At 63.0% G+C, this 25,362-nt stretch carries 23 protein-coding genes; 4 read left to right on the forward strand and 19 right to left on the reverse strand.

The annotated features are described in order from the left end of the window. Nucleotides 1–511 precede the first annotated feature (511 nt). From ACO06J_RS15500 to ACO06J_RS15510, 3 genes are read left to right on the forward strand one after another with little or no spacing between them, the layout of a single operon-like run. Entirely contained in the window at nucleotides 512–859 is a 348-nt protein-coding gene (locus ACO06J_RS15500; protein ID WP_421761618.1) for a hypothetical protein, read from the forward strand. A 42-nt stretch (nucleotides 860–901) separates the two neighbouring features. Then, nucleotides 902–1,252 (forward strand): hypothetical protein, encoded by a 351-nt coding sequence (locus ACO06J_RS15505; RefSeq protein WP_421761619.1) that lies wholly within the window; start codon nucleotides 902–904, stop codon nucleotides 1,250–1,252. A 41-nt stretch (nucleotides 1,253–1,293) separates the two neighbouring features. Continuing rightward, nucleotides 1,294–1,644, forward strand: a complete 351-nt coding sequence (locus ACO06J_RS15510; protein WP_421761620.1) for a hypothetical protein — start codon at nucleotides 1,294–1,296, stop codon at nucleotides 1,642–1,644. Nucleotides 1,645–1,783: 139 nt separating this feature from the next. Here ACO06J_RS15510 and ACO06J_RS15515 read toward each other — a convergent pair whose 3' ends face one another. The 4 genes from ACO06J_RS15515 to lnt form a co-directional block, all read right to left on the reverse strand. After that, nucleotides 1,784–2,176 carry a winged helix-turn-helix transcriptional regulator gene (locus ACO06J_RS15515; RefSeq protein WP_421761621.1) on the reverse strand — a complete coding sequence of 131 codons (393 nt, stop codon included), beginning with the start codon at nucleotides 2,174–2,176 and terminating at the stop codon, nucleotides 1,784–1,786. A gap of 148 nt (nucleotides 2,177–2,324) precedes the next feature. Further along, nucleotides 2,325–3,035 carry a tRNA (guanosine(46)-N7)-methyltransferase TrmB gene (trmB, locus tag ACO06J_RS15520; protein ID WP_421761622.1) on the reverse strand — a complete coding sequence of 237 codons (711 nt, stop codon included), beginning with the start codon at nucleotides 3,033–3,035 and terminating at the stop codon, nucleotides 2,325–2,327. 133 nt (nucleotides 3,036–3,168) lie between these two features. After that, nucleotides 3,169–4,434, reverse strand: coding sequence for a methionine adenosyltransferase (gene metK, locus ACO06J_RS15525; RefSeq protein WP_421761623.1), 1,266 nt, complete (start codon nucleotides 4,432–4,434; stop codon nucleotides 3,169–3,171). Between the two features lie 130 nt (nucleotides 4,435–4,564). Beyond that, a complete protein-coding gene (gene lnt, locus ACO06J_RS15530) occupies nucleotides 4,565–6,178 on the reverse strand; it encodes an apolipoprotein N-acyltransferase (RefSeq protein ID WP_421761624.1) in 1,614 nt (537 codons plus the stop codon). Nucleotides 6,179–6,306: 128 nt separating this feature from the next. Here lnt and ACO06J_RS15535 point away from each other — a divergent pair, with 128 nt between their 5' ends. Beyond that, a complete protein-coding gene (locus ACO06J_RS15535) occupies nucleotides 6,307–7,356 on the forward strand; it encodes a serine hydrolase domain-containing protein (protein WP_421761625.1) in 1,050 nt (349 codons plus the stop codon). Nucleotides 7,357–7,389: 33 nt separating this feature from the next. Here the strand turns inward: ACO06J_RS15535 and ACO06J_RS15540 are convergent, their stop codons facing one another. From ACO06J_RS15540 to ACO06J_RS15610, 15 genes are all read right to left on the reverse strand, one after another. Further along, nucleotides 7,390–8,304, reverse strand: a complete 915-nt coding sequence (locus ACO06J_RS15540; protein WP_421761626.1) for a hemolysin family protein — start codon at nucleotides 8,302–8,304, stop codon at nucleotides 7,390–7,392. A 177-nt stretch (nucleotides 8,305–8,481) separates the two neighbouring features. Beyond that, nucleotides 8,482–8,955, reverse strand: coding sequence for an rRNA maturation RNase YbeY (gene ybeY, locus ACO06J_RS15545; protein WP_421761627.1), 474 nt, complete (start codon nucleotides 8,953–8,955; stop codon nucleotides 8,482–8,484). After that, nucleotides 8,955–9,992, reverse strand: a complete 1,038-nt coding sequence (locus ACO06J_RS15550) for a PhoH family protein (RefSeq protein ID WP_421761628.1) — start codon at nucleotides 9,990–9,992, stop codon at nucleotides 8,955–8,957. The genes ybeY and ACO06J_RS15550 overlap by 1 nt, the downstream gene beginning before the upstream one ends. 29 nt (nucleotides 9,993–10,021) lie before the next feature. After that, nucleotides 10,022–11,440 carry a tRNA (N6-isopentenyl adenosine(37)-C2)-methylthiotransferase MiaB gene (gene miaB / locus ACO06J_RS15555; protein WP_421761629.1) on the reverse strand — a complete coding sequence of 473 codons (1,419 nt, stop codon included), beginning with the start codon at nucleotides 11,438–11,440 and terminating at the stop codon, nucleotides 10,022–10,024. A 53-nt stretch (nucleotides 11,441–11,493) separates the two neighbouring features. Beyond that, nucleotides 11,494–12,303, reverse strand: a complete 810-nt coding sequence (locus ACO06J_RS15560) for a lysophospholipid acyltransferase family protein (protein WP_421761630.1) — start codon at nucleotides 12,301–12,303, stop codon at nucleotides 11,494–11,496. After that, a complete protein-coding gene (locus tag ACO06J_RS15565; RefSeq protein WP_421761631.1) occupies nucleotides 12,300–12,737 on the reverse strand; it encodes a Fur family transcriptional regulator in 438 nt (145 codons plus the stop codon). The genes ACO06J_RS15560 and ACO06J_RS15565 overlap by 4 nt, the downstream gene beginning before the upstream one ends. A gap of 30 nt (nucleotides 12,738–12,767) precedes the next feature. Then, on the reverse strand, nucleotides 12,768–13,244 hold the full coding sequence (gene rimI / locus ACO06J_RS15570; RefSeq protein WP_421761632.1) for a ribosomal protein S18-alanine N-acetyltransferase: 477 nt from the start codon (nucleotides 13,242–13,244) through the stop codon (nucleotides 12,768–12,770). Continuing rightward, nucleotides 13,241–13,849, reverse strand: coding sequence for a tRNA (adenosine(37)-N6)-threonylcarbamoyltransferase complex dimerization subunit type 1 TsaB (gene tsaB, locus ACO06J_RS15575; protein WP_421761633.1), 609 nt, complete (start codon nucleotides 13,847–13,849; stop codon nucleotides 13,241–13,243). The genes rimI and tsaB overlap by 4 nt, the downstream gene beginning before the upstream one ends. 122 nt (nucleotides 13,850–13,971) lie before the next feature. Beyond that, nucleotides 13,972–14,529 (reverse strand): NifU family protein, encoded by a 558-nt coding sequence (locus tag ACO06J_RS15580; protein ID WP_421761634.1) that lies wholly within the window; start codon nucleotides 14,527–14,529, stop codon nucleotides 13,972–13,974. Between the two features lie 76 nt (nucleotides 14,530–14,605). Next, the gene (locus tag ACO06J_RS15585; protein WP_421761635.1) at nucleotides 14,606–15,091 is read right to left on the reverse strand and encodes a universal stress protein; all 486 of its coding nucleotides are present in this window, start codon (nucleotides 15,089–15,091) and stop codon (nucleotides 14,606–14,608) included. Nucleotides 15,092–15,150: 59 nt separating this feature from the next. Next, nucleotides 15,151–16,197 (reverse strand): tryptophan--tRNA ligase, encoded by a 1,047-nt coding sequence (gene trpS, locus ACO06J_RS15590; RefSeq protein WP_421762524.1) that lies wholly within the window; start codon nucleotides 16,195–16,197, stop codon nucleotides 15,151–15,153. A gap of 27 nt (nucleotides 16,198–16,224) precedes the next feature. Beyond that, complete coding sequence (murJ, locus tag ACO06J_RS15595; protein WP_421761636.1) at nucleotides 16,225–17,793, reverse strand: murein biosynthesis integral membrane protein MurJ; 1,569 nt, start codon at nucleotides 17,791–17,793, stop codon at nucleotides 16,225–16,227. Between the two features lie 190 nt (nucleotides 17,794–17,983). Next, nucleotides 17,984–20,788, reverse strand: a complete 2,805-nt coding sequence (locus tag ACO06J_RS15600; protein ID WP_421761637.1) for a [protein-PII] uridylyltransferase — start codon at nucleotides 20,786–20,788, stop codon at nucleotides 17,984–17,986. Further along, on the reverse strand, nucleotides 20,769–23,474 hold the full coding sequence (gene mutS / locus ACO06J_RS15605; protein WP_421761638.1) for a DNA mismatch repair protein MutS: 2,706 nt from the start codon (nucleotides 23,472–23,474) through the stop codon (nucleotides 20,769–20,771). The genes ACO06J_RS15600 and mutS overlap by 20 nt, the downstream gene beginning before the upstream one ends. A gap of 96 nt (nucleotides 23,475–23,570) precedes the next feature. Further along, on the reverse strand, nucleotides 23,571–25,199 hold the full coding sequence (locus ACO06J_RS15610) for a glycoside hydrolase family 43 protein (protein WP_421761639.1): 1,629 nt from the start codon (nucleotides 25,197–25,199) through the stop codon (nucleotides 23,571–23,573). Nucleotides 25,200–25,362 lie beyond the last annotated feature (163 nt).

The raw sequence follows: 25,362 nt of genomic DNA on the forward strand, positions 1-25,362 counted from the left end.
GGTCCCCGGAAGCTCCGGGGGCCCTTTTTTTGTCTCTCGGGCGCTCAGCGGGTGCCCGGGAACAGCTCCAGCACAGCTTTTCAGCAGAAGTCTGTGACTTTTCGCCAGTCGAAAGCAGTTATTGCGCGTCCGATGGCGCAATCGGGACCGTTTTTAAGGCCTTGGAAACCATAATTCGGGGCCTTTCCATTTTTTAATGCTGATCACAGCCGAGTGTTTTCGCTCCGTTGCAAGCGTCGACTGCAGCTCTCCCGTGTGACGCTTTCGTGTCGGTTTGCCCCCGAAGCGGGGTCTGGAATCGCCGTCAAAGCCCCGGCTGCCGTACCGTATCCAAAACGAAACCTACCCCCTTTTGGGCTACCGACTGGCAGCAAGGCAACCAGCATCCCCCCGCGTAACCCTCTGCATTGATTATATCTTTTCAAGGGCTGGCCGCAAAAATTCACCCCCTTGCGGATCGAACCGATCAGTACGATTTCCCTGTTGTCCAACCAACGAAAGGGACTTGGAAATGAAGATCTCAGTTATCGCACTCGCCGCCGTTCTGCTTGCCGGCCTTGCTGCTCCGACGCTTGCCAATGACGATTCCTCGTTCGACGGCGCCTCGCTCGCAACCGCTCTGCAGCACAAGGGCATCAATGCCGTCGCCGTCTACGAGAACTCGGACAACATCGTCCGCGCCGTGATCCAGCAGGCCGATGGCACCGACAAGTTTGCCTATTTCTACCAGGACACGCTGCAGCCCGTGAAGTCCGGCACCGATGCCGCTCAGACGCGCGTTCTCAGCAAGGTCGACAACGGCATCCGTACCCAGCCCGTCGCTGACCAGTATCCCAACGCAGACTTCTTTTTCGACTGAACCTGACTGACGTCCACTCTGTCCATGAAAGGGACCTCTAAAATGAAACTCTCAGCTTTTGCTCTTGCCGCCGTTCTGCTCGCTGGCGTGGCCGCCCCGGCTCTCGCCTCCTCGGATGATCCGAAGTTCGACAGCAGCTTCCTGACCACTGCTCTGCAGCAGAAGGGCGTCAACGCCGTCGCCGTCTACGAGAACTCGGACAACATCATTCGCGCCGTGATCCAGCAGGCTGATGGCAGCGAAAAGTTCGCCTACTTCTACCAGGACACGCTGCAGCCGGTGAAGTCCGGTGCTGACGCTGCCCAGACCCGCGTTCTCAGCAAGGTCGACAACGGCATCCGTCACCAGCCGGTCGTCGATCAGTACCCCAACGCCGACTACTTCTTCGACTGAACCTGACTGACTTCAACTCTGTCCATGAAAGGGACATCAAAATGAAAATCTCAGCTTTTGCTCTCGCTGGCGTTCTGCTTGCAGGCCTCGCCGTTCCCGCTCTCGCATCTTCGGATGACCCGAAGTTCGACGGCAACTTCCTGACCACTGCTCTGCAGCACAAGGGCGTCAACGCTGTCGCCGTGTACGAGAACTCGGACAATATCGTCCGCGCCGTGATCCAGCAGGCCGATGGCAGCCAGAAGTTCGCTTACTTCTACGAAGATACGCTGCAGCCGGTGAAGTCCGGTGCTGACGCTGCCCAGACCCGCGTTCTCAGCAAGGTCGACAACGGCATCCGTCACCAGCCGGTCGTCGATCAGTACCCCAACGCCGACTACTTCTTCGACTAAGCCAAGCTCCGAACCGGCCGGGTCATCCCCGCCGGTCCGCTAAGAGGCCGAGCCATCCGGCTCGTCCTGTATGGATCGTGGCAGAGAGGCCAGGGCCCTAGTGGGTCCGACCTCTCCCCGATCAGGCGGGAGTGGCAGTTTACTGGCCGCTCGCGCGCAGCAGGACCACCGTCTGCTGCTCATCGAACTGGCGCCGCGCTTCGATAACACGCGCCCAGTTGCGATCTGCAAACGACTCAAGACCTTCCAGCAGCGTCAGCATTTCGCCGCCGATCTCGGTGAGCTCATAATCCACCCTTGGTGGAATTGTGGGGAAGCTGGTACGGGTGACGAACCCATCGCGTTCGAGGGCACGCAGAGTGGCGCTCAGCGCCTTCTGCGAGATCGTGCCGATATCGCGCTGCAATTCGGTGAACCGCATCGTCTCACCACCCAGATGCAGCACTACCGAGGCGGTCCACTTGCTGTTGCGATGCGAAAACAGCTCTTCAATGGCCGCATAGTTGGGCGGCGTGGCGCGCGCTTTTGGCATGTCAGTCTCCGAATGGCACCGGCAGGGGGAAGCGGGTGCAGATTCTGCTTTGTCCCGATGTGGGTCAGCCCTCCCGTTTTTCTAGAGGGCACGCACAATTTCAATAGGCTGTTGCCTAAACGTTCCATTAACTTGCAGTAGGGTTCGGTCAAACCCTTGTGAAGCTCATGTAAAAGCTGCGCAGCCGGCCCTCGACACGGGCCTTTTCTTCATAGCGCGTCGGCTCCCAGCCCTCGAAAGGCGTGTGCCAGCCGCCCGGCTGCTCCGGCGCAAAGCGGAAGGCCGGCGCGCGGAGAATGTGCGCCAGCGTCCAGTCGGCATAGTCCTCGATATCGGTTGCGACCTGAAACACCGCTCCCGGCTTCAGAACTCGCGCCAACTCACCCAGCGTTACCGGCGAGATAAACCGGCGTTTGTGGTGACGGGTCTTCGGCCAGGGGTCGGGATAGAGCAGAAACGCACCATCGAGCGAACCGTCGGGGAGTTTCGCCAGCAGCTTCAGCGCGTCATCGGTAAAGAGCCGGATGTTTTCGAGCTCGTCCTCCTCGATCTGCTGCAGCAGCTTGGCGATGCCGCCCGAAAACACCTCGCACCCGATATATCCGGTCGCGGGGTTCCGCCCCGCCTCGAGCGACAGGTGCTCACCGCCGCCATAGCCGATCTCGATGACATAGGCCGATTTGCCGACGAACAGCGCCGCCGGATCCAGTTGCCTGTCGCCAAGCTCGATCGCCAGTTCGGGCAAGAGGTCCTTGAACAGCCGGTCCTGGCCCTTGTGCAAACGCTTGCCTGAGCGGCGGCCAAAAAACGCGCGCTGCTCGCCGTCGATATTGAGCGGGTGGTGGGGTTTGTCGGTCATCGGCACTCCGTTTTCCCTCTCCCCTTGAGGGAGAGGGTGGCGCGCAAGCGCCGGGTGAGCGGACGTATCTCACTGCCCCTCACCCCGCCCTTCGGGCACCCCTCTCCCTCAAGGGGAGAGGGAACAAAAAAGATCAGGCTGCAGCCTTCACCGCGGCTTTCAGCGCCGGGACCAGGTCGATCTTTTCCCAGCTGAACGAGCCATCGCGACCCGGCTTCCGGCCGAAGTGACCATAGGCTGAGGTCTTGGCGTAGATCGGCTTGTTGAGATCGAGGTGGGTGCGGATGCCGCGGGGCGAGAGGTCGAACACTTCGCCGAGGATGGTTTCGAGCTTGCCCTCGTCGACCTTGCCCGTGCCGTGCAAGTCGACATAGATCGACAGCGGCTTCGCCACGCCTATGGCATAACTGAGCTGGATGGTCGCGCGATCGGCGAGTCCTGCGGCGACAACATTCTTCGCCAGATAGCGCGCAGCGTACGCCGCCGAGCGGTCCACCTTGGTGGGATCCTTGCCCGAAAACGCGCCGCCACCATGCGGGGCCGCGCCGCCGTACGTATCCACAATGATCTTGCGCCCCGTGAGGCCCGCATCGCCGTCGGGGCCGCCCACCACGAACTTACCGGTCGGGTTGACGTGCCAAACCGTGTCCTTGGTGATCCAGCCGTCGGGGAACGAGGCGCGGACATAGGGCTCGACAATCTTGCGCACATCGTCCGACGAGAGCGACGCATCGACATGTTGGGTGGAGACAACGATCTGCGTCACGCCCACCGGCTTGCCGTTTTCGTAGCGGATCGTCACCTGGCTCTTGGCATCGGGCCCAAGCTTGATCGCAGCGCCCTCGCCGGCCTTCCGAGCGATGGTCAGCGCCTCGAGGATCTTGTGGGCGTAGTAAATCGGCGCGGGCAGCAGTTCGGGCGTTTCGCGCGTGGCATAGCCGAACATGATGCCCTGGTCGCCGGCGCCCACGTCCTTGTTGCCGCTTTCGTCGACACCGGCGGCGATATCGGCCGACTGGCCGTGCAGCAGCACATCGATCTTGGCGGTCTTCCAGTGAAAGCCCGACTGCTCGTAGCCTATGGCACGGATGGCCTTGCGAGCCGTTGACTTGAACTTGGCCGGATTGACCACCGGATGCCCGGCCGCATCGAGCAGAACCTTGCCGTCCTTGCCATGCTTCAGCAGCGTTTCGGGCACGCGCACTTCACCCGCGATCACCACGCGATTAGTGGTCGCCAGCGTTTCGCAGGCAATGCGGACCCGCGCCGGGTCCATGCCGGCCTTTTTGGCTTCCCGGAACACCAGATCGACGATCTCGTCGGAGATCCGGTCGCAGACTTTGTCCGGATGCCCTTCAGAAACCGATTCCGATGTGAAGAGATAGGAAGACCGTGCCACGGTGAAACCCCCAGAAATGGCCAAAAAAGGCGAGAAATCGCCCTGTTGACAGAATCTTTGCCACCGGGGAGGGGCAGGGTCAAGGCTTATATAAAGAAAGCTTTATATCCCAGCGGCGATGGTTGAGAAATCATGCAACGTGCTTTGGCCGCCGCGACGAAATATATGCCAACAGCAGCCCCAACCCGACAGCAACCCAGAGCGGCAGGTCGCCAACGCGGTTGAAAATCGTGCCGCCCGGCACCGGTTCATCGGGGGTGACATCGAGCACTCCCTGCTCTCCGGCAGCCAGTTGCGCCGTGATGCGGCCAAGCGGATCGACCGCCAGCGTCATCCCGCTATTGGCGGCGCGCAGCATGGGCAACCCGGTTTCGACCGCGCGCATCGCTGCATGGTGGGCGTGCTGAGCCGGGCCGATCGAGCCATCGAACCAGGCGTCGTTGGTGACGTTGAGGATGTACTGGGCCTGTTTCGGATCGCCGATGTCACCCGGAAACACCGCCTCGTAGCAGACCAGGGCAAGGAACGGCGGCGAGCCGGGAGGGCTCATCAGCCGCTTGCCGTCCCCTGGCGCCCAGCCGTTGGTGCCAGGCACGAATTGGTTGATGCCGAACAGACGGAAGAAATCCTGAAACGGCAGGTACTCGCCGAATGGCACCAGATGCGATTTGTCGTAGCTCGCCACCACCTCGCCCTTGGTGTTTATGGCAAGGATCGAATTGTATCCGGGGTTGTCCGCGATCGGCAGGCCGTCCTCATCGAGTGCCTCGCGCGGCGCCCCTGTCAGCAACAAGGTCTTGTCGGGCAGCATGCGCGCAATCCGCGCGATGGCATCGGGGTAATTGTTGAGAAAGAACGGAAAGACCGATTCCGGCCACACCAACTGGGTGATGCCATCGAGGCCGGGATCGGACAGGGTGAGCTTGCTCTGGGACAGTGTGATCAGCGTCGTCACGATGTCGTCGGGGTTGGCCGAGGCCCAGTCGGCATGGGCGAGGATCATCGGCTGCACCATGCGCACCTTCATGTCTGTGCGCGGCGTGAGCACCGTCGATTGCAGCCGCCAGTTGCCCCAGCCGACCTGCCCCGCGATCACAGCGACCGCGAGAAAGAATGGCACCAGCCGGCGCACCAGACCGCGCTGGTCGGCTGGCCAGATCAGCGCCGGGGTGGCGGCGATCAGTGCCACCATAAAGGTCAGCCCATAGCTGCCGATCACTGAGGCGAGTTGCAGCATCTGGTCGTTGGCGGTGAGCGCATAACCCAAAAGATCGAACGGAAAGCCCGTGAACAGATGGCCACGCGCATATTCTGAAAGCGCAAGGAACGTTGCGAAGGTCAGGATCCGGAGCGCGCCGTGCGACCAGAAGATATGCGCCAGGGCGCTGCCCAGCCCCCAGAACAGTGCCAGCACAGCGGCCAGGGCGACGATCGCCACGGGCATCAGCAGCAGGAACAGCCCGCCTTCCTGGAGAAATGCCGCTCCCAGCCAATGAAGCGCGACGGTGAAATAGCCGAGTCCGAAGGCAAACCCGATGGTGAAGGCCGGCCCGACCAGCCGCCGCCAGCCAAGGCGCCGCTCGGCCCCATCAAGCGCCCACACCCAGATCGGCAGCGTCACAAAGAGCGCTGGCAGGAAGAAGAACGGCGCAATTGACGACGCGGCCACCGCTCCCGCCGCAACGAGGATCAAGAAGCGGCGCCAGCCATGGCTTAGCATCACGGTCTCGGCGAGCCAGGTCATGAAGTGCTCGAATCAAGGGGCATGGGGCAACCTCGCGGGGCAACCGGGCGGGGTCAAGGCCGGATCACCCGGGCTCGCATTTAACAGGCGGTTTGGGCAGAGTAGGCCCATAGAGATTGGAAATTACCATGGCGCATCTTACGTCGCAGGACGCCGCCGAGACGGCCGGGTTCACACCGGGCCTTAGCCGGAAGCTCGCCGCTGGAGTGGAATCGGGCTTGCTGCCCTACCTCCACGCCGTGATCGTCAGCCGCGAGGGCGGCGTGGTGCTGGAGCAGTACTATTCCGGCGCGGACGAGGATTGGGGCATGCCCCTTGGTGAGGTCACCTTCGGCCCCGATGTGCTGCACGATCTGCGCAGTGTCACTAAAAGCATCGTCTGCCTGCTCTACGGCATCGCGCTTGACCGTGGGCTGGTGCCAGCGCTGGACAGTCCAATCGTGCTGCAGTTCCCCGAATATGCAGACCTTGCCGATGACGCAGACCGGCAGAAGATCAGCGTCGAACACGCCATGACGATGTCGATGGGGCTCGAGTGGGATGAGGACCTTCCCTACACAAATCCCGAAAACAGCGAAATCGCCATGGAGCGGGCCGCTGACCGCTACCGGTATATCCTCGAACGTCCGATCGTTGCTGCGCCGGGGACGCGTTGGATCTACTCAGGCGGCGCCGTCGCCCTGATCGGCGCGCTGATTGCCCGCGGCACTGGGATGCCGCTGCAGCGCTTTGCGGAAGAGGCGCTGTTTGGCCCGCTTGGCATTACGCATTTCAGCTGGGCGCAAGGCGCGGACGGCGTTGCCTCGGCCGCCTCGGGCTTGCGCCTCAGCGCGCGGGATCTGCTGAAGATCGGCGAACTCCTTGTGGCAGGAGGACGTCTCGGCGAGCGCCAGATCGTTCCCGAGGCCTGGATCGAGGCGTCGTTCACCTCGGCCATCAATGCGGATGGGCTCGGCTATGGGCGCCTGTGGTTCATCGGCGAAACGCCGGTACCCGCCCTTGACGGGCCAGGTAGATGGGTCGCCGGCTTCGGCAATGGTGGCCAGCGCCTGTGGCTATGCCCGGCTGCCAACACTGCCGCGGTCGTTTTCGCCGGCCATTACAACAAGCCGGACGCGTGGGTCACCCCCACGCGCATCTGGCGCGAAATCGTCCTCGCCAACCTGCAGCGGCCCTAGTTAGCCAGGCGGGCCATCGATGCCAGTGTCTGACTATTCCGCCGCGGTCGCTGACTCGTCAGCGTCCTTCGACTGCGGCGCCTTGGGTGGGCGGGGCACGCGCTGTTTCAGGCGCTTTATCCTGACGCGTTTGACCTGGCGGCTGTCGGACTGCAGGATTTCGAACTCGAACCCCTTGATGCCGCTGACGATTTCGCCCTTGGCCGGAACGTGCCCAGCCAGTTCGAACACCAGGCCGCCGAGCGTGTCGACTTCCTCGGCGTGGGCGCCGGGGTCGAAATCTGCGCCGATCACCTCGCGCACCTCTTCGAGTTCGGCGCGGGCCGAAGCGATGAAGACGTTGGAATTGACCTTGCGCACCAGCGCGACATCATCATCGTGCTCGTCCTCGATCTCGCCGACCACGGCTTCGAGCAGATCCTCGATGGTCACGAGGCCGTCGGTGCCACCATACTCATCGATGACCACAGCCATATGGACGCGCTTGACCTGCATCTGCTGCAAGAGGTCACCCACCGGCATCAGCGGCGGCACGAACAGCACCTGGCGCACGATTTCGAGACGGTCGAGTTTCTGGCGGAGCGGCGGCGAAACCAGCTTGACCGGCACCGGCGCGTCCGGCGTGTTTACCGGTTCGGTGATGCGACGCAGCGCATCCTTGACGTGGATGAAGCCGGTGATGTTGTCGAGGCTGTCGGTATAGACCGGCATGCGCGAGTGCCCGACCTGCCGGAAGCGCGCCACCAGTTCGCCGAGCGAGGCGGTGGTTTCGATCGCTTCGATATCGGCGCGCGGGATCATCACGTCCTCGACTCGCTTGTCGGCGAGGTCGAGCACGTTCTTCAGGATCGTGCGTTCGGATTGGGTGAAGTCGGCGGTTTCGCCGCTGCTTTCCGACTCGAGCGCCACTTCAAGGTCGTCGCGCAGCGATACCGTGCGGAGGGCCAACAGGCCCCTCAGGCGCGTCCACCAGCTTTGCCCCCGCGGGGCCGCGGAGGCGGGACTAGAAGGAGGTTCGGTGGTCGGTTTGGGCGCAGACTTCCGCTGCGGCGCGGTCGGACTATCAGTGTCGCTCATCGTTCCTGGCCGCAAGGCGGCCGTTCCATTCCTGCTAAAGCGCGGAGTTTACTCATCCGCATAGGGATCGGCAATGCCGAGGGTGGCAAGGATTTGGGTTTCGAGCCCTTCCATGACAAGGGCCTCGTCATCCTCGATATGGTCGTAACCCAGAAGATGAAGGAAGCCGTGCACCACGAGGTGGGTGAAATGGGCTTCGAGAGTGATCCCCATCTCTTGGGCTTCTTGGCCCACCGTTTCACGGGCGAAGGTGATATCGCCAAGCAAGCCCATCACCGGACCGAACGGCTCGATCTGCGGGAAGCTCAGCACATTGGTCGATTTGTCGACACCGCGCCATTGGCGGTTCAACTCGTGCTGTTCCTCGTCGTCGGTCAAAACGACCGAAACTTCGGCGACGCCTTTGACCTTGGCTTTCGATTGCTTCAGCGCCTCAAGAATGGCGGTGTTGGCAATCGGTTCGAGCCCATCGGGCCAGTCCCCGGCATTGACCGAGAACGCAATCTCCAGCGGCGACGACATCAGGCTTTCGGCGCCGCCTGTTCGCTCAGCCGCCTGGCGGTATCGGCTTCGTAGGCGCGAACGATGCGGCCGACCAGCGCGTGGCGCACCACGTCCTTGTCGTTGAAGCGCGAGATGTGCACGCCTTCGACGCCGTCAAGCAGGCCAATCGCTTCGACCAGACCTGACTTTTCACCACGCGGCAGGTCGACCTGGGTCGGGTCGCCGGTGACGATCATCTTGGAGTTCTCACCCAGGCGGGTCAGAAACATCTTCATCTGCATTGAGGTGGTGTTCTGCGCCTCGTCGAGGATCACCACGGCATTGGCAAGTGTGCGGCCGCGCATGAAGGCGAGCGGAGCGACTTCGATCATGCCCGAGGTGATGCAGCGTTCCACATGCTCGGGACGCATCATGTCGTAGAGCGCGTCATAGAGCGGGCGGAGATAGGGGTCGACCTTGTCCTTCATGTCGCCGGGGAGGAAGCCCAGGCGCTCACCGGCTTCAACAGCCGGACGGGAGAGGATGATGCGATTGATGTCGCCGCGTTCCAGCAGGGTCGCGGCATGGGCGACCGCCAGATAAGTCTTGCCGGTACCGGCGGGGCCCACGCCGAACACCAACTCGGCCCGGTCCATGGCGCGCATATAGGCGTCCTGGGCGGGCGTGCGGGCAACAATCGTCGCCTTGCGGGTTGCGATCTGCGCCATGCGCACCTTGCCCTTCTTTTCGAGCGTCGGCAGCACCAGTTGGCTGTCCTCGGTCTCGATCATGCGGATCATGGTGTCGACATTGGCGATGTCGATCGGTTGACCCTCCTCGAGCAGCCCGTACAGCGATTCGAGGACGCGCCGGCCCTGGTCGACCGCTGAGGCCGAGCCACGGAGCATGACGTGGTTGCCGCGGGGCGTCGCCTGGACGCTGAGCCGCTGTTCGATCAGAGCGAGGTTCTGGTCGAAATCGCCGTAGAGTTGCGCGGCGAGCTTGTTGTCTTCGAAAGCGAGTTCTAGCTGGGAGGAATGGGCGTTATCGGACGTCGGGGACACGTACCTGCTCAAATCTCTGGGGCTCCTTATAGCGGACCCCTTCAAATATGGGCCGCCTGTGCGCGAGACTCAACAACGCTAGCAGAATTCGGTTCCCCGACTGTGACAATCTTACCAACCAGTGAATTATTTCGCGCCTCGATGATTTCGACCGGCACGATCTGGCCGATCAGCCGCGCCGGGCCATCCATGTGCACGGCCTGAAGGTAGGGCGAGCGGCCGCCGATCTGGCCTGCCTGCCGCCCGACCTTCTCGATCAGCACCGGCAGGGTCTTGCCGACCACGGAACGATGGAAGGCGTGCATCTGAAGGTTGATCTGGTCATTGAGCCGGGTGAGCCGCTCGGTCTTGACCGCTTCGGGGACTTGATCCTGCATCGTCGCGCCGGGCGTGCCGGGGCGGGAGGAGTATTTGAAGGTATAAGCCGAGGCGTAGCCGACCTCTTTGACGATCGACAGCGTCTCTTCGAATTCAGCATCGGTCTCGCCGGGAAAGCCGACGATGAAGTCGCCCGACAGCGCCATGTCCGGTTTGGCGGCCATGATCCGTTGGATCGTGTTCATGTAGATGGCGCGGGTGTGGCGGCGGTTCATCGCCTTGAGCACCCGGTCAGATCCCGACTGCACCGGCAGGTGCAGATAGGGCATCAGCGCAGCGAGATCACGATGCGCCTCGATCAGCTCATCGGTCATGTCGAGCGGGTGGCTGGTGGTATAGCGGATGCGGGCAATGCCGGGGATTTCGGCCAACCGATAGCAGAGTTCGCCGAGCGCAACGCTCCGCCCTTTGGCATCCAACCCATGGTAAGCATTGACGTTTTGGCCGAGCAGTGTCAGCTCACGCACTCCTGCCTCTGCCAAGTTCGCTGCCTCGCGCAGCACCTGCTCCAGCGGCCGGCTGACCTCGGTGCCGCGCGTATAGGGGACAACGCAGAAAGAGCAGAACTTGTCGCAACCCTCCTGCACTGTCAAAAACGCCGTAAGTCCCCGTGCCAGCGTCACTTCTTTCTTCGCTGGCGGCAGGTGCTCAAACTTGTCTTCCGTTGGAAACTCGGTTTCAACCACGCGCGCGCCGTTGTGCGCACGGGCAATCAGCTCCGGAAGCCGGTGATAGCTCTGGGGCCCGAACACCAGGTCCACCGATGGCGCGCGCCGGACGATCTCCTCGCCCTCGGCCTGCGCCACACAACCGGCCACCCCGATCATCAGATCCTGCCCGTTGGCCCGCCGCTCCTCGCGCAGATCGCGCAGGCGGCCGAGTTCTGAGAACACCTTCTCTGAGGCTTTTTCCCGGATGTGACAGGTGTTTAGAACAACGAGATCGGCATCTTCCATGACCTGCACCGGCTCATAGCCGTGCGGCGCCAGCGCGTCCGCCATGCGGTCGCTGTCATAGACGTTCATCTGGCACCCGTAGGTCTTGATGAACAGCTTCTTGGTTGGGATCAGGGTCTCGGTCATGGCGGGGTCAATACACCCAACCAGAGGCCCTGTGAAGGAAGGCGCGTTATCGCCTATTCGGCGGGGGTCGTCGCCGTAGGCAGCGCCGTGCCGCGATTGAGCGCGACCAGCATCCGGCGGACTTCGGTTTCCATCTGCCTGGCCACAAGCTTGCGGTCAGACCCTGCGCTCAGCACCTGTGGCGTGCCGAATGCCAGGGTCACATCGCGGGTGCCGCCGGTGAGGATTTCGGTCAAATTCTGCTTTATTGACTTGGACTTGATCCAGGCGATGAAGGAGCGATCCGTGCGGCCGACCGGCAGGCCCTGCAGCCTGGTATAGGCGATGGTGAGGGGCTGGATCATTACTTCACCGGCACCGGCGTCCTGCATGGCGTGTTGCGCGGCGCCGATCAGGGCCGAGCGGAACGGCAGCACGTGAGTGCCAATATCCGACTGTCCCTCGGCAAACAGCAGCACGGCGCCGCCCGAAGCCATGCGTTTGCCCATCTCACGTGAGGCGCGGTGGGCGTCTGAGCGCTTCTTGCGGTCGACATAGAGGGTGCGCTGCAGGGTGGCCATGAAGCTCACGAAGAACCACTTTTTCACCTCGGATTTGGCAACGAACGTCACATCAGCCTTCGATCCCACGGCGATGATGTCGGTCCACGAGATGTGGTTGGAGACCAACAGGGTGGCGCGATTGGTAGAGGGCGTGCCGATGACGGTGACGTTCATGCCCAGGAATTTGCAGCCGAACCAGTGGAACCAGCGTGGGATGAAATTCCAGCTCAGGCCCAGCCGCGTGATGATGAACTGGCCAGGAACGAACACAATCATGAACGGTAAATAACCGAAGACGAAGAACAGGATCCGGAAGATCATTTCTGCTTGTCCTCGGGGGTGATGGAGACGGCATAAAGTTCGAGCCGGTGATCGACCAGTTTGTAGCCGAGCCGCTTGGCGATGATCTCCTGGATGGCTTCGATTTCCTCGTTGCGGAACTCGATGACCTTGCCGGTGCGGATATCGATCAGGTGGTCGTGGTGCTCGTCGGGGATGGGTTCGAACCGGGCACGGCCGTCGCGGAAGTCGTGCTTGGTGACGAGCCCGGCTTCTTCGAAGAGGCTCAGGGTGCGGTAGACGGTCGAGAGCGAGATGCGGCCGTCGATGGCGCTGGCGCGGCGATAGAGTTCTTCGACATCGGGATGGTCTGAGGCTTGCTCAATGACCTGCGCGATGACGCGACGCTGGTCGGTCATGCGCATGCCTTTTTCAGCACACTGCTCTTCGAGCGTCAGGATGCCGGTCTTGCTCATCGGCGGTCCCCGTTTCTCACCTGATCCGGGTTACCCAAGATCGCGCGCCATGACAATAGCGGTCGCCGGGGTGCCGTCAGGCCGGGGGTAGTAGCCCTTGCGTTCCGAGACCTTCTGGAACCCGAATTTGGCGTAGAGGCGGAGGGCGGCGACGTTGTCGGCCGCCACCTCGAGGAACAGCCGCTTGGCGGTGGACATCAGGAGGTCATCGAGCATTGCTCTGAGGAGGGCCACGCCGACGCCGCGCTTCCGCCACTTCGGATCGACCGCAATGGTCATGAGTTCCGCCTCGTCGCCGACGATGCGAAGCATGGAAAAGCCGGCGATCTTGCGCTTGGCGTCACAGGCGACAAAGAGCGGCGTGCCCTCGCCCGCGATGTAGGAGACGAAGTCCTCGCGCGGCCAGCCGCGGTAAAAGCCCATGGTGTGGAGCTTGGCGATGGTGTCGGCGTCCCGGGTCTGGGCGGGCTCGATATGGAGGCCGGCGGGGCCCATCCAGAGTTTCATGACGGGGTCACCCGGGCGACGCGGAACTTTTCCTGCGCCTTGGCATCGGCGTCGCGAATATAGGCTGCGTCCGGCGGATAGGCAGCAGGATCGAGGGTTGCTGCAAAGCGGGTGAGCGCGGCGATATCGACAAAGGCGGAGGTGATGAGGTCGGCGCCCACAGGGACCTGACGACGCGCCTCGGCAATTGGCAGCAGTTCGGGATGTCCGACGGGAATGCCTGGACCCGAAAAGACCTGGAAATAGGCCTCGTCCCGACGCGCATCGAGGAGGACCGCCAGCTGGGTGCACTGGGTCGCCAGCGAGAGCGCGAGGAGCGAGGGGACGCCAACCACCGGGATATCGAGCGCCAGACCGAAGCCACGGGCGGCGCTGAGCCCGATGCGGAGGCCGGTGAAGGAGCCAGGGCCGGTGGTGACGGCGATGCGGCGGAGGTCCGCATAGGTGATGGAATTGCGCGCCAGCAACTCATCGATGGCCGGGATCAGCCGCTCCGCCTGGCCCTGGGCCATGTCCTCGACCAGCGTGTCGGCGCGGTCACCGATCAGCAGCGCCAGTTGCAGGCGAGGCGCGGCAGTATCGATGGCGAGGAGGGGCGTGTGCATGGTCAGACAGATAGGCGCAGCGATGGCCGGCGTCGAGAGGCTACTTCCCCTCACCCGCCCTTCGGGCACCCTCTCCCTCAAGGGGAGAGGGAAGATCTCGAAGCTGCGTATGCTTTAGGCAGTCAGACCTGCTGCACGGCCTCGACGCCAGGCACAAAGTGGCGGAGAAGGTTTTCGATGCCGGATTTGAGCGTCGCCGTCGATGACGGGCAGCCCGAGCAGGCGCCCTGCATGTGGAGGAACACGGTGCCCTCCTTGAAGCCCTTGAAGGTGATATCGCCGCCATCCATGGCGACCGCTGGACGCACGCGGGTGGCGAGCAGTTCCTTGATCACTTCGACGGTCTCGGAATCGGACTCTTCAAAGAACTCGTCGCCTGTTTCCTGCTCAGCAGTGCCATCGGCGATGACGGGCTTGCCGGAGAGGAAATGCTCCATGATGACGCCGAGGATGGCCGGCTTGATATGGCTCCACTCGGCGCTATCCTTGGTTACGGAGATGAAATCGGACCCGAGGAAGACACCTTCCACACCCGGAACTTCGAAGAGTGCGGTGGCGAGTGGTGAAATGCCGGCCGACTCGGACGTGCGGAAATCGCGCGGCTCACCCACGACGACGTCGCGACCGGGCAGGAACTTCAGGGTTGCCGGATTGGGTGTCGATTCGGTCTGGATGAACATGTTGGGATCCGCAAGTTCGCGTTAGAATGGTTCTAAAATAGGATTTTGAACCACAGATTGCAAGGCATCACATCCATCACGTTGCCGCAATGATCTCGTCGTCACTCATGGTGCCGGGGATGATGGTGACGATCACCGGCAGGGCACTCGTGGCGGCGCGGGTGGCGAAATCGGTGATGAGCTGGCCGGGGCCTTCCTTGGCGCTCGAGGCGGCGAGGACGAGGATACCGATGCCCGAGTCCGCAGCGACGACCTTTTCGATCTCCTCACGGAGGTCGCCTTCGCGGATCACCGTTTCGGTCCGGATATCGCCGATGGCTGAAATGCGTGCCAGGCGCGCATCAAGCAGGCGCTCAGCGTTTTCCCGGGCCTCGGCGCGCATGACTTCCTCGACACCGAGGAACTGCGCAAAATCCTGGGTTTCGATGACCGCCAGCAATACTACAGTGCCGCCAACCCGGTGCACCCGGTTGGCCGCAAAGGTGATGGCCCGGTCGGACTCGGGCGTGTCGTCGATGACGACAAGAAACTTCCGCTTCGAACTCTGTTCGCTCTCAGCCAAGGCGCCGCACCCCATCTGACATTGGTATCATTGTCCCAGAACGAGGCCCTGCCAGCAAGTCAGCGGACAAAGCCGACGATCTGTCGGATTTCATCCATGTGCGGGATGGCGATGGCGCGGGCGCGGTCAGCGCCGTCGCGGAGGATCTTATCCATCTCGGCCCGGTCGCCCACCAGCCGGCGCATCTCGCCGGCAATGGGGGAGAGGACGGAAACGGCGAGATCGGCTAGGGCCGGCTTGAACTTGCCCCAACCGGAGCCGCCGAACTCGGCCAGCACCTGATCGACGCTCTGATCGGCCAGCGAGGCATAGATGGCGACGAGATTGGCGGCCTCGGCGCGGCCTTCGAGGCCGGCAGCCTCGGTTGGCAGGGACTCGGGGTCGGTGGTGGCGCGCTTGATCTTTTTCGAGATCGTGTCGGCATCGTCCATCATGTAGATGGTCGACATGTCCGATGCGTCGGACTTTGACATCTTCTTCTTGCCGTCCTTGAGACTCATGACGCGCGTGGCGGGACCTGTGACCAGAGTATCGGTCAGCGGGAAATAGTCCTCGTCAAAGCCCAGCCCTTTGATCTGCTTGCGGAAATCGTGGTTGAACTTCTTGGCGATATCGCGCGTCAGCTCGAGGTGCTGCTTCTGATCGTCACCGACCGGCACGCCCGTAGCTTTGTAGAGCAGGATATCGGCCGCCATCAGCGAAGGATAGGCAAAAAGGCCCAGTGACACGGCTTCTGAGTTTTCGCCGCCTTCGCCGCCCGCCTTGTCCTTGAACTGAGTCATGCGCATCATCCAGCCGACGCGCGCCACGCAGTTGAAGATCCAACCGAGTTCGGCGTGCTCGACGACCTGTGACTGGTTGAAGATGATCGACTTTTTGGGATCGAGCCCGGACGCGATATAGGCGGCGGCGATCTCATAGGTCCAGCGGCGCAGGTCTTCGGGCTCCTGCCAGACGGTGATGGCGTGCATATCGACGACGCAATAGATCGTCTCGTGGGTCTGCTGCAGCGGCACGAAGCGGCGGATAGCGCCAAGATAGTTGCCAAGGTGCAGATCGCCGGAGGGCTTGATGCCGGAAAAGACGCGAGGGATGAAGGCCATGATGATCCCGAAAGCTGAACGGGGAAGGCTTTACCCTTTCGAGCCCCGGCGCCGCAAGCGATTGAGCACGAGATCGAGCCGCTGGGCGCCCGAAACATGGGCAAGGCCGAAATAGACCGCGAGCCCAAGGGTGACGAGACCGCCGAGCGCCAGCAGTTGTACGATGAGCGGCGCATCGACGGCAAAGAACGGCGCGAGCGGAATGGCCAGCCCCCACAGCATTGCGGCCATGGCGACCGAAATGGCAATGATCAGGAAGTGCCGGCGCCATTCGCTGGAAGCGAGGCGGAAATGGCCACGACGACCGAGCCAGATGGCGAGGAGCGCGGCGTTCGCCCAAGCCGCAACGGAGGTCGCTATGGCGATGCCGACATGGGCGAGAAACGGGAACAGGGCGAGCGAGAAGACGATGTTGATGACCACAGATATGCCGGCGAAAGCGGTCGGGGTGCGGGTGTCTTCGCGGGCGAAAAAGCCCGGCTGCAGCACGCGGATCAAGACATAGGCGGGAAGGCCCGCCGAGAACCAGATCAGGGTGTTGGCGGTTTCGAGCGTATCGATGCCGCTGAAGGCGCCGCGCTGGAACAGCACGCGGACGATGGGCACCGAGAGTGCGATCAACGCGGTGGCGGCGGGCATCGACAGGAACATCGAGAGCAGCAGCGACTGGTTCTGCGCCGCGTCGGCTTCCTTGGCGCGCCCACCCTTCAAATGCCGTGAGAGTTCGGGCAGCAGCACAGTGCCGATGGCGATGCCGATGATGCCGAGCGGCAACTGGTAGAGCCGATCTGCATAATAGAGATAGGCGATGGCGCTGTCGGCGGATGAGGCGATGATGGTGCCAACGAAGATGTTAACCTGGGTGATGCCGCCGGCGATCACGGCCGGGATGGCGAGAATCCAGAAGCGCTTCACATCGGCATCGAACTTGGGCCAGTGCAGGCGGGGCACGAAGCCGGCGCGCCGGATGGCGGCATAGACCAGCGCCAGCTGTGCGATGCCGCCCGCGATCGTGCCGATGGCGATCCAGATGGCGGTTTGCACATCGGTGTTTGGCCAGAGCACCAGCGGCGCCATGAAGGCGATCATGACAATGTTGAGCAGGATCGGCGCGAAGGCCGCGGCCGAAAACTTCCCCAGCCCGTTGAGGATCGCCGCATAGGCGGCCATCAACGACATACACATGAGGTAAGGAAAGCAGATCCGGGTGAGGAGAACCGTCAGCTCGTATTTGGCCGGATCGTTGAGGAAGCCCGGAACGAACGGCGCCAGCACCCACGGCATGGCGATTTCGGCAAAGACGGTGACGACCAGCACCACCGCGACCAGCCAGCTCATGATACGCGCAGCCCAGAGCCGGGCGGGTTCCATCCCTTCCTGCTCGATGGCCTTGGCAAAGAGCGGGATAAACGCGGTGTTGAAGGCCCCTTCGGCGAAGAGGCGCCGGAAGAGATTGGGGAAACGGAAGGCGGCCAGGTAGGCGTCGGCGGCGGGGCCAGTGCCGAGCACTGCCGCGACCAGCGCATCACGCACAAAGCCGAGGACCCGGCTGCCGGTGGTCAGCAGCCCGACATTGATGAAGTTACGGAAGAGGCTCACGGACGTAGTCCGGCGGGATCCAGAAAGTAAGGCCCCCTCACCCGGCCTTCAGCCGACCTCTCTCCCAAAGGGAGAGGCAAGCTGAGGCACGATCGCGCCACCTCGACACCTCTCCCTTGGGGGAGAGGTCGGCGCGTAGCGCCGGGTGAGGGGGCCTTACTGTTCATAAGCGATAGCCGCAGCCAGTTGCCTACCCATGCGCCACCTTGGGCACGGGCTCTTCGTGGACGGCGTTGAAGACGCCGAGGAGGGCGTCGTGGATCTTCTTCTGGCGGGCTTTGGACTCGATCTTATGGCCGGTCAAATCGGTCACATAGAAAACGTCGACCGCCTTTTCGCCATATGTGCCGATATGGGCCGAGCCGATGGTGAGGTTGAGGTCGGAAATCTCGCGGGTGAGCTGGTGAAGAAGCCCGGTCCGGTCGAGGCCCATGACCTCGATGACGGTGAACTTTTCCGAAATCGTGTTGCTGACAACCACCTGGGCGGGAAGGCTGAAGGGTTTGAGGCGGCGGTTGTGGCGGCTTTCCTTGCCGAGATCGATCAGCACCTGGCGCTTGCCTTGGAGGAGTTGCTTGACCGTATCGATGATGCGGGTAGCGCGGACTTTTTCGTCTTCGTCGGAGGTGAAGCTCCGGCGCAGCCGGAAGGTGTCGATGGCGCGGCCATCGCGGGTGCCGAAGATCTGGGCGCCGATGATCGAGGCATCGCACATGGTGCAGGCGCCGGCGATGATCGACAGCAGGCGCGGATGGTCCGGGGTGTAAAAGCTGACCTCGGTGATGCCCTCGAAGGCCTTTATGCGGATGGAGCCGGCAAACATGTGCTCGGCGTGATCGGCAGCGCGGATCATGCGTGCATGCTCGATCTGCAGTTCGGGCTCGGCGCGCAGCCAGTAGTGGTCGTACTGGCGGCCGAGATAGGTTTCGACGTCCGCTTGCGGCCAGGCATTGAGCGCGCCGCGCAGCACCGATTTGGCGGCCTCGATGCGATCGCGCTGGGTGACGTGGGAATGGCCGCCGGACAGCAGTGGCTCGGTGGCGTAGTAGAGCGAGCGGAGCAGCGAGCCCTTCCAGCCGGTCCACACGCCCGGGCCAACTGCACGAATATCGCAGGCGGTGAGGATCATCAGCAGCGACAAACGCTGCGGGGATTGGACGATGTCGGCAAAGGCCTTGGCGGTATCGGGGTCCTGGATGTCGCGGGACTGCGCGATCTCGCTCATCAAGAGGTGATATTCGATCAACCAGGCGACGGTATCGGTCTCGGCGGCATCGAGCCCGAGGCGGGGGCAGAATTTGCGCGCGATGCGCGCACCGGCGATCGAGTGATCTTCGGGGCGGCCCTTGGCGATATCGTGGAGGAACAGCGCGACATAGAGCAGCCGCGTGTCGTTGAGGTGGGGCAGCAGTTCGTGGGTCAGCGGCAGCTGGTCGCGCAGCCCGCCATTGGCGATTTCGGCCATGACGCCGACGGCGCGGATCAGGTGCTCATCCACGGTGTAGTGGTGGTACATGTTGAACTGCATGAGCGCGACGATCTTGCCGAATTCCGGCACGAAGCGCCCAAGCACGCCGCTCTCGTTCATCTGCCGAAGGATGCGTTCGACATAGGTGGGGGCGGTGAGGATCTGGAGGAACCAGGCATTGGCCTGCTTGTCGTTCCTCAGGTCATGGCCGATGAGCCGGAACGAGCGGCGGATCGCCTTGATGGCATCGGGGTGGAGATGCAGGTCGCGCTGGCCCGCGAGCATAAAGCCCTTGATCAGGTTTCGCGGGTCTTTTTCGAACACGGCAGGATTGGCGATGTTGAGCCGGCCGGAATCGATGACGAAATCGGTTTCGCCCTTGATCGCCACCTTGCCGCGGCGGAACGGGGCGAGGACGCGCCCGACCATATCGAGCGGCTTGGCGTGATCGAATTCGAGTGAGGCGCAAAAGATGCGGGTCAGGTCGCCGACATCCTTGGCGACGAGGAAATAGCGCTTCATGAAGCGCTCGACCGCCAGCATGCCGGCACGCTCGGAATAGCCGAGGCGGGCGGCGAGATCGGGCTGGACGTCGAAGGTCAGCTTTTCCTCGGCGCGGCCGGTGACATAGTGGAGGTGGCAGCGGATGGCCCAGAGGAAATCCTCGGCGCGGATGAAGAGCCGGTACTCCTCGGCGCTGAGCACGCCCTTCCCCACCAGCTCGGCGCTGGTCTTGACGCGGTAGAAGTACTTGCCGATCCAGAACAGGGTGTGGAGGTCGCGCAGGCCTCCCTTGCCGTCCTTGATGTTGGGCTCGACGACGTAGCGGGTATTGCCCATCTGGCGGTGGCGCTCGTCGCGCTCGGCCATCTTGGCGGCGATGAACTCCGGGCCGGTACGCGGCATGATCTCGTTTTCGAACCGCTGCTGCAGCTCGGCAAACAGCGCCCTGTCGCCGGTGAGGTAGCGCGCCTCGAGGGTGGCGGTGCGCACGGTCATGTCGGAGCGGGCCATGCGGATGCAGTCATCGACCGAGCGCACGGCGTGGCCGACCTTCTGGCCGAGGTCCCACAGCATATAGAGGATGTATTCGGTGATCTGCTCGCCCCAGGGGGTCTGCTTATAGGGCAGGATAAACAGCAGATCGATGTCGGAGCCGGGGGCGAGCGTGCCGCGGCCATAACCGCCGACGGCTGCGATCGATACCATTTCGGCACCGGAGGGGTTGTCGACCGGATAGACTTCGCGCGTGGCGAAGAGGTGAATGGCGCGGATGATTTCGTCTTCCGCCGCCGACAGGTTCATGGCGCAGCGGGTGCCCTTGCCGTTGGCCATCAGCTCCATTTCGGCGCTCTTGCGCGCGTCCGCGAGGACACCGCGCAGGTGCTGCAGTACCAGGGCGCGCGCGGGCGCGGCCTTGGGGGACTGGTCGCCGATCTGCGCCTTGATAGCAGCAAGGATCGTCTCGGCGTGGACGAGATGAAATGTCGGTTTTCGCGGACGGCTATCAGTTTCGGCGAGTTGCATCGCGGATTTTCTTGAGCTCGTAAATCAGGTCAATCGCTTCGCGGGGGGTCAAATCGTCGGCCCGGACCTGGTCGAGCTTGTCATAGAGGGGATTAACAGTCGCCTTAGGTGGCGGCGGTTGGTGGGCAAAGAGCGGTAAATCGTCTAGCACGCCAACAATGTGTCCGGAAGACCTTTGGCCAGCGGCGGCGCGCTGCTCAAGAACACCCAAGACCTGACGCGCACGGGCCAAGACTTTTTCCGGCAGGCCGGCGAGTTTGGCCACCTGGATACCGTAGCTGCGGTCGGCCGCGCCTTCGGCGACTTCGTGGAGGAAGACCACCTCACCCTCCCACTCACGCACTTTCATGGTGTGGTTGGTGACGCGGGCGAGGGTCTTGGCCAGCGCGGTCATCTCGTGGAAATGCGTCGCAAAGAGCGCACGGCAGCGGGTTTCGTCGTGCAGTGCTTCGACAGCGGCCCAGGCGATCGAGAGGCCATCAAAGGTGGCCGTGCCGCGGCCGATTTCATCCAGGATGACCAAGGACCGCGAGGTGGCGCGGTTGAGGATGGCGGCGGTTTCGACCATTTCGACCATGAAGGTCGAGCGCCCGCCGCCGATATCGTCAGATGCGCCGACACGAGAAAAGACGCGGTCGACGACCCCGATATGGGCGGAAGTCGCCGGAACGAAACTCCCCATCTGGGCGAGGATGGCGATCAGCGCATTCTGGCGGAGGAAGGTGGATTTGCCGCCCATGTTGGGGCCGGTGATCAGCCACAGCGCGCCGCCGGAGAGCTCGGCGCCGTTTTCGACGAAGACGCCATTTTGGCGTCGGACATTGGACTCAACCACCGGGTGACGGCCGCCTGCGATGCTGAAGGCGAGGCTGTCATCGACCACGGGCCGGCAGAAACTGCGCGTCATGGCGAGTTGCGCCAGACCCGCGGCGACATCGAGTTGGGCCAGCGCATCGGCGACGGCGCGGAGGCCGCTGGTTTCGGCGCCGATTGCGGCCTGCAGGCGGGTGAATACCGCTGCTTCAAGCGCCAGCGCGGCGTCATGGGCCTTGGCGATGCGGCCTTCGAGTTCGGCGAGCTCGGCGGTGGTGAACCGCATTGCATTTGCGAGCGTCTGGCGATGGATGAAGGTGTCGCGGTGCGGTGGCTCCAGCAGCCTGGTGCCGTGGTTGGCCGGAACTTCGACGAAGTAGCCCAAAACGCCGTTGTGCCGGATCTTCAAGGACCGGACGTCGGTCTCGTCCATCAGCCGGGCCTGGAGCGCGGCGACGACACCCCGGGTTTCGGTGGCGAGCGCCCGCTCGTCATCGAGGGTCGCATCGTATCCCTTGCGCACAAAGTCGCCGTCGCGGGCCAAGAGAGGCGGCTCGTCGTCGATGGCAGCCAGCAGTTCTGCGGCAAGGGCAGATGGCGCATTGGCGAGCGTTGCCGCGATGGCGGAAAGCTCGGATGGGGCATCGGTGAGGGTTGCGAGCCGACTGGCGAGGGCCATGGCGCCTTCAACCGCCAAAGCCACGGCACGAAGATCGCGCGGCCCGCCGCGATCCAGCATCAGGCGGGTCAACGAGCGGGTGAGGTCGGGGATGGTCTTGAGGTCTTGTCGCAACCGCTGGGTCAGGAGGCCATCACCCACCAGTGCCGCCACGGCATCGAGCCGGGAGTTAATTGGCGCCGAACCGGCAAGCGGGGCGGCGAGGCGCTGGGCGAGGAGGCGTGAGCCTGCCGGGGTCACGCAGAGATCGATCTCGGAACGCAGAGCGCCCTTTTCCTCGCCGCGCTGGGTGACCAGCAGTTCGAGCGAGGCGCGGGTCGCGGCATCGATCGCCATGAATTCCGAGATGGTCTCGGTGGTCGGCGCGCTGAGGGCGACCGGGACGCCCTTCTGGCTCTCGCGCACATATTCACAGAGCGCGCCGAAGGCCGCGCGGCCGGCGCGCGAGAAGGCGGTGGGGTCGACTTCGCTATTGGGAAAGGCCGTGGCAATCCGGTCGCTGGCAGCGGCGCTGTCGAAAAGCTGTGACGGCATCTGCACAAGTGCTGCTTCCGGCAAGCCGACTTTGTGGGCGCGGAGCGCATCGAGGGTCAGGTCGCTGACCAGCAGCTCGGCAGGCTCAAGGCGAGCGAGTTCGTCGGTGATGGCGTCGGCGGCGATATCGAGGACCGCCGTCTGGCCGGTCGAGACGTCAGCCCAGGCCAGCGCATAATCGGTCTCTCCATGGCGGACCATGGCGAGCGCCGCGAGATAGTTGGCGGCGCGGGCGGGCAAGAGGTCGTCTTCGGTGAGCGTGCCGCGGGTGATGAGGCGGACGACGTCGCGCTTCACCGGTGATTTCGAGCCGCGCTTTTTGGCTTCAGCGGGATCCTCCATCTGCTCGCAGATGGCGACGCGATGGCCGAGGCTGATGAGCTTTTTGAGATAGTCCTGCGCGGCGTGGATGGGGACGCCGCACATCGGGATATCGGCGCCCTGGTGTTTGCCGCGCTTGGTCAGGACGATACCGAGCGCCTGGCTGGCGATCTCGGCATCCTCAAAGAACATCTCGTAGAAATCGCCCATCCGGTAGAACAGCAAATAACCGGGATTGACCGCCTTGATCTCAAGGAACTGCGCCATCATCGGGGTGATGACCGACAGGTCTGCAGCCGTTTGGGCGGCGTCGGGCGCTTCGAAAGGGGTTTGGTCCATCAGGCCATTTCAGTAAAATGAAAGGCGCGACGTTAGGAGCTTTGGCCTGCCCTGCCAACTCCCCCTGCCGCGCCTCAACACCTCAAATGGCCAAAGTCAGTATCGGTCGGATGCGTCGTGCACCGGCCGATAGACAAAGTCGGTGAAGGTCGCTTCTTTGGCTGTGCCGTTGAGGTCTGAGCAGGCCATGCCAACGAACGCACCGGTAAAGCTGCCATGCTCGGCGTGACCACCGCACTCGTCCGAGAGGAGCGATGCATCGAGAGCCGCGCCCACCGGCTGCCAGTTGCCGCCCGCCTTGGCGTCGCCTGCTGCATAGAAGAACTGCAGTTTTGGGCCGCGGATTTCGATCTTCAGCCGGACCGGCCCCTCCTGCGGCAACGGCACCGGGTCGGAGGGGAAGCTGAGCTTGCCATCGGGGTGGCTCGCAAGCGAGCTCATGATCAGCAGCTCGCGCTTGCCATCGGAATGGGCGGTGACCGTGAGGTAATGGAAGTTGTAGCGGCCATAGTAGCCGGTGATGCCGGCGAACTGGCGCTCATCGACCGGCGAGAAGTCGAGCGTCACTTCGGCATCATAGGAAAAGTGCGTCTGGCGGCGGGCGACGAGCGCCTGCTCGAACCACGAGCCGATCGCCTCGCGGCCGATCAGCTTCAGTGCGCCGCCTTCGAGCCTGAAGATGCGCTCGGTCTCAGGGGTGCGGAGCCACTGGAAGTCCTGGTGCAGGGTCTCAAAGCTGTAGCGCTGCTCGGCCCAGTATTCGGTTTCGTCCCGAGTGCCGGGAACCTCGACTTCGAGCGACGGCACCGGGCCGTTCTTGACCCAGAGCCAGTCATCGGCGCCCCAATAGGCTTCCTGGATGCCGGTTTCGCGGCCAAGGACGCAGCGGCGTTTTTGCGTCGTCGGCCGGCCCATCAGGTGAACAAGGAAGGTCTTGCCGTCGGGCGTTTCGACCAGATCGCCATGGCCCGAGCGCTGCACAGCATTAAGCGGCGAATCCTTGGCGGTGAGGATGTGCTGGATGGGGTGGGTTTCGTAGGGCCCATCGATGTTGCGCGAGCGGGCGAAGGTGACGGCGTGTTCGTAGCCCGTGCCGCCCTCGGCGGTCAGCAGATAGTACCAGGGCCGGCCGTCCTTGCCGTCGCGCTTATAAAGATGCGGGCCTTCGACGAGCTTGAGGTCTGTGCCCTGGTAGATGTTCTTGATCGGGCCGACGAGCTTTCTGGCCTTGTGGTCATATTCCTGGAGCGCGATGCCGGCAAACAGCAGCGGGCGCACACGATGGTCCCACAGCATGTTGACGAACCACTTTTTGCCGTCGTCGTCATGAAACAGCGACGGGTCGAAGCCCGATGAGTTCATGTAGACCGGATCGGACCATGGACCTTCGATCGAGGGCGCGGTGACGAGGTAGTTGTGCGCGTCCTTGAACGAGCCATCCTTGCGCTTGACGTCGGTATAGATGAGGAAAAACTGCTCGCCATCATGGCTGAGGCAGGGCGCCCACACCCCGCACGAATCCGGATCGCCACGCATATCGAGCTGGGAGGCGCGGGTCAGCGGGCGGGTGACCAAATCCCAGTTGGCGAGATCCTTCGAGTGATGGATCTGCACGCCCGGATACCATTCGAAGGTCGAGGTGGCGATGTAATAGTCATCACCCACGCGCAGGATCGAGGGGTCGGGATTGAATCCGGGGAGGATGGGGTTACGGATGGTGGGCATGTGAGTCTCGGTTGCCTCCCTCTCCCCTTGAGGGAGAGGGTGCCCGCAAGGCGGGCGGGTGAGGGGAAGTTGGAGGAGTTCGCTCCTCGCTTACGCTCGGAACGCGCATCGCAATCGATACGGGACCCCTCAACCGGCGCTTCGCGCCACCTTCTCCCTCAAG

The organism is Devosia sp. (assembly GCF_965229025.1).
Lineage (GTDB): Bacteria > Pseudomonadota > Alphaproteobacteria > Rhizobiales > Devosiaceae > Devosia_A.

Bases quoted from the DNA above. Each gene is read 5' to 3' on its own strand.
- lnt (WP_421761624.1), bottom strand. From the start codon at position 6,178: ATGACCTGGCTCGCCGAGACCGTGATGCTAAGCCATGGCTGGCGCCGC.
- miaB (WP_421761629.1), bottom strand. From the start codon at position 11,440: ATGACCGAGACCCTGATCCCAACCAAGAAGCTGTTCATCAAGACCTAC.
- ACO06J_RS15580 (WP_421761634.1), bottom strand. From the start codon at position 14,529: ATGTTCATCCAGACCGAATCGACACCCAATCCGGCAACCCTGAAGTTC.
- ACO06J_RS15600 (WP_421761637.1), bottom strand. From the start codon at position 20,788: ATGCAACTCGCCGAAACTGATAGCCGTCCGCGAAAACCGACATTTCAT.
- ACO06J_RS15505 (WP_421761619.1), top strand. From the start codon at position 902: ATGAAACTCTCAGCTTTTGCTCTTGCCGCCGTTCTGCTCGCTGGCGTG.
- ACO06J_RS15515 (WP_421761621.1), bottom strand. From the start codon at position 2,176: ATGCCAAAAGCGCGCGCCACGCCGCCCAACTATGCGGCCATTGAAGAG.
- mutS (WP_421761638.1), bottom strand. From the start codon at position 23,474: ATGGACCAAACCCCTTTCGAAGCGCCCGACGCCGCCCAAACGGCTGCA.
- trmB (WP_421761622.1), bottom strand. From the start codon at position 3,035: ATGACCGACAAACCCCACCACCCGCTCAATATCGACGGCGAGCAGCGC.
- ybeY (WP_421761627.1), bottom strand. From the start codon at position 8,955: ATGTCGTCGCCGCTGGAGATTGCGTTCTCGGTCAATGCCGGGGACTGG.
- ACO06J_RS15500 (WP_421761618.1), top strand. From the start codon at position 512: ATGAAGATCTCAGTTATCGCACTCGCCGCCGTTCTGCTTGCCGGCCTT.
- tsaB (WP_421761633.1), bottom strand. From the start codon at position 13,849: ATGCACACGCCCCTCCTCGCCATCGATACTGCCGCGCCTCGCCTGCAA.
- ACO06J_RS15560 (WP_421761630.1), bottom strand. From the start codon at position 12,303: ATGATCTTCCGGATCCTGTTCTTCGTCTTCGGTTATTTACCGTTCATG.
- ACO06J_RS15610 (WP_421761639.1), bottom strand. From the start codon at position 25,199: ATGCCCACCATCCGTAACCCCATCCTCCCCGGATTCAATCCCGACCCC.
- ACO06J_RS15535 (WP_421761625.1), top strand. From the start codon at position 6,307: ATGGCGCATCTTACGTCGCAGGACGCCGCCGAGACGGCCGGGTTCACA.
- ACO06J_RS15510 (WP_421761620.1), top strand. From the start codon at position 1,294: ATGAAAATCTCAGCTTTTGCTCTCGCTGGCGTTCTGCTTGCAGGCCTC.
- ACO06J_RS15565 (WP_421761631.1), bottom strand. From the start codon at position 12,737: ATGAGCAAGACCGGCATCCTGACGCTCGAAGAGCAGTGTGCTGAAAAA.
- rimI (WP_421761632.1), bottom strand. From the start codon at position 13,244: ATGAAACTCTGGATGGGCCCCGCCGGCCTCCATATCGAGCCCGCCCAG.